Annotated in this window: 1 protein-coding gene and 2 pseudogenes; 1 reads left to right on the forward strand and 2 read right to left on the reverse strand. The window is 63.9% G+C overall.

Features of this window, described 5'->3' with window-relative positions; all coding sequences use genetic code 11:
* On the forward strand, window positions 1–2,460 hold a 2,460-nt coding region (locus ABIC09_RS37270), incomplete at its 5' end, for a glutamate synthase-related protein (RefSeq protein WP_354112420.1).
* Between the two features lie 516 nt (window positions 2,461–2,976).
* Here the strand turns inward: ABIC09_RS37270 and ABIC09_RS37275 are convergent.
* Both ABIC09_RS37275 and ABIC09_RS37280 read right to left on the reverse strand, forming a co-directional pair.
* Window positions 2,977–3,268: pseudogene (locus tag ABIC09_RS37275) on the reverse strand (transposase); the annotation flags it as partial.
* 103 nt (window positions 3,269–3,371) lie between these two features.
* A pseudogene (locus ABIC09_RS37280) lies at window positions 3,372–3,650 on the reverse strand (hypothetical protein); the annotation flags it as partial.

Below are 3,650 nucleotides of genomic sequence, written 5' to 3' on the forward strand. Positions count from 1 at the left end.
CTGCTCAAGGTGATGTCCAAGATGGGCATCTCGACCTACCAGTCCTATTGCGGCGCGCAGATCTTCGACGCGGTCGGCCTCAAGGCGGACTTCGTTGCAAAATTCTTCGCCGGCACGCACACCCGCGTCGAGGGCGTGGGCCTTGCCGAGATCGCCGAAGAAGCCGTGCGCCGTCATGCCGACGCGTTCGGCGAGGCGCTGGTCTACAAGACCGCGCTCGATGTCGGCGGCGAATATGCCTATCGCAGCCGCGGCGAGGATCATGCCTGGACCGCCGAGTCGGTCGGGCTGCTTCAGCACGCCGCCCGCGGCAATTCGCTGGAGCGCTATCGCGCCTTCGCGAAGATCCTCAACGAGCAGTCGGAGCGCCTTTTGACGCTGCGCGGCCTGTTCCGGATCAAGAACGCGGAGGAAGAGAAGCGCAAGCCCGTGCCGCTCGACCAGGTCGAGCCGGCCAAGGACATCGTCAAGCGTTTCGCCACCGGCGCGATGAGCTTCGGCTCGATCTCGCGCGAGGCGCACACGACGCTCGCCATCGCCATGAACCGGATCGGCGGCAAGTCGAACACCGGCGAAGGCGGCGAGGAAGCCGACCGTTTCAAGCCGCTGCCGAACGGCGACAGCATGCGTTCGGCGATCAAGCAGGTCGCCTCGGGCCGCTTCGGCGTCACCACGGAGTATCTCGTCAACTCCGACATGATGCAGATCAAGATGGCGCAGGGCGCCAAGCCCGGCGAAGGCGGCCAGCTGCCCGGCCACAAGGTCGACGCGACCATCGCCAAGGTTCGTCATTCGACGCCGGGCGTCGGCCTGATCTCGCCGCCGCCGCACCACGACATCTACTCGATCGAGGATCTGGCGCAGCTGATCTACGATCTCAAGAACGTCAACCCGGCGGGCGACGTTTCGGTCAAGCTCGTCTCCGAGATCGGCGTCGGCACCGTCGCCGCGGGCGTCGCCAAGGCGCGCGCCGACCATGTCACCATCGCAGGCTTCGAGGGCGGCACCGGCGCTTCGCCGCTCACCTCGATCAAGCATGCCGGCAGTCCCTGGGAAATCGGCCTTGCCGAAACCCACCAGACGCTGGTGCGCGAGCGGCTGCGCAGCCGCATCGTGGTCCAGGTCGACGGTGGCTTCCGCACCGGTCGTGACGTCGTGATCGGCGCGCTGCTCGGTGCCGACGAGTTCGGCTTTGCCACCGCGCCGCTGATTGCGGCCGGCTGCATCATGATGCGCAAGTGCCATCTCAACACCTGCCCGGTCGGCGTCGCCACGCAAGATCCCGTGCTGCGCAAGCGCTTCACCGGCCAGCCCGAGCACGTGATCAACTACTTCTTCTTCGTCGCGGAGGAAGTCCGCGAGATCATGGCCTCGCTCGGCTTCCGCACCTTCAACGAGATGATCGGCCAGGTTCAGCTGCTCGACCAGACCAGGCTGGTCGCGCACTGGAAGGCCAAGGGCCTCGATTTCTCCAAGCTCTTCGTCAAGCAGAAGGAAGAGAAAGGCCAGAAGATCTATCACTCCGAGCGCCAGAACCATCATCTGGAGGCGGTGCTCGACCGCACGCTGATCGAGAAGGCACAGCCCTCGCTCGACCGCGGCGCGCCAGTGAGGATCGAGGCTGCGATCAACAGCACCAACCGCTCCGCGGGTGCGATGCTTTCGGGCGCGGTCGCCAAGATCTACGGCCATGCCGGCCTGCCGCAGGACACCATCCACGTCAGTCTCAAGGGCACTGCCGGCCAGGCGTTCGGTGCGTGGCTTGCCAACGGCGTCACCTTCGAGCTCGAGGGTGAGGCCAACGACTACGTCGGCAAGGGCCTCTCGGGCGGCAAGATCATCGTCAAGCCGCCGGCCAACAGCAGCATCGTGCCGGAAGAGAGCATCATCGTCGGCAACACCGTGATGTACGGCGCCATCCAGGGCGAGTGCTACTTCCGCGGCGTCGCCGGCGAACGCTTCGCCGTGCGCAACTCGGGCGCGGTCGCCGTCGTCGAAGGCGCGGGTGATCATTGCTGCGAATACATGACCGGCGGCATCGTAGTCGTGCTCGGCAAGACCGGGCGCAACTTCGCGGCCGGCATGTCCGGCGGCATCGCCTATGTGCTCGACGAGAGCGGCGACTTCGACGGATTGTGCAACCTCCTGATGGTCGAGCTCGAGCCGGTGCTGTCGGAAGAGCTGATCAACGCCGGCACCTATCATCACTCCGGTGACCTCGAGGCGCATGGCCGGGTCGACGTGTTCAAGGACCTGCTCGACTCCGACGTCGAGCGCCTGCACGTCCTGATCACGCGCCATGCGAAAGCGACCGGCTCCAAACGCGCCGCCGACATTCTGGCCAATTGGAAGGATTGGCTGCCCAGATTCCGCAAGGTGATGCCGGTCGAGTACCGGCGCGCGCTGCGCGAATTGGCCGCCAACGCGGACGCCGAGCCGAAAATCGCGATCGGGGCCTAGGAATATCAGCGCCCGTCATTGCGAGCGCAGCGAAGCAATCCAGATTATCTCCGGAAAACAGGGAGATTAGGAGTATCGGCGGTTGTTCGGCTCTTTGCTCGACTGCAGACAAGCTCTTCGTCCCGACCGCAGGGACCTTTCGGATGGCGCGCGGAGATCGCCTCAAGGTCGGCTCTTTAAAGCCGCCGCGTAGCGGCTTGACCTTGACAGGATCGAGCGCGCCATGAGGCTCGTGTCGTCGGGCGCAGGCGGGGCGAACTACTCCTCATCGTCGGCGATCTCAGCGTCGAGCCGGTTCGACAATCTGGTTTACATGCAAGATCAAACTCACATTCGAACGTCGCGCGATAGCGACAGCACCAACATTCCGCTTGCGGCGGGCCGGCTCGAGAGGACGAAGCCAGTCTTCGTTACGGCGTTTTGAAGCCATGCAATCCATCGGTTCGTCCCCCGGGACCGTCCAGGGCTGATCGGTTCTCCGGCTGATTGGTTGTCAGCTACGGAAACAGCTTGATCTCAGGCGGTCTTCATCACGGCTCCCTCGATCACGACGCCGGCGGTCGCGTACTTTGAGGGCCACGAGCAGCTTGCGCACCAGCGCCACAATCGCGCGCTTGCGGCTGCACTCGCTGTTCGCCTTGAACAACTGGGTCAGAGTCGATTGAGGCCGGTGGCGCACCTACAACCACGCGAGCTGAATTATCGTGGTTCTCAGCCGCGGATTGCCGGCCTTCGACACGCCCTGTTCGCGCTCGACTGCCCATGGCGTGGCGGCGAGACCGGCATAGGAGGCAACCTGGCGGCGGTTTCAATCGCGAAGGTTTGTGAGAGCCAGTCCCGGGCGAGGCGGGTGCAGTGACTTTCTTTGCGGCCAGCTCGTCGGCTGGCGAGAGACCGTCCGAGGCGCTTCCTCAGACGGGGCGGTTTTCGCTTCTGTTCTTCACCGGTTGCATTTTAGCCAGGCCGTCCTCGTATGAGACGTCCGCGTATGATCCATCGATATCCTTGGCCGCGTCGAGCAAGTAGTCGAGTCTACCGGCGGTACCCAGCTTCTTGATGTCATTCTTCTCGACCCCGGCGAGGTCCATCATCTCCTTCCACACCGTTGATTCGTCGCAAGGCAGAATGCGGAAGGTGATGTCGCCTATCTTGGTGCGGTACTTCGCGAGCAGATCAATGTTGTTGCAGAA

This window comes from Bradyrhizobium sp. S3.12.5 (genome assembly GCF_040548225.1).
Taxonomy (GTDB): Bacteria; Pseudomonadota; Alphaproteobacteria; order Rhizobiales; family Xanthobacteraceae; genus Bradyrhizobium; species Bradyrhizobium cytisi.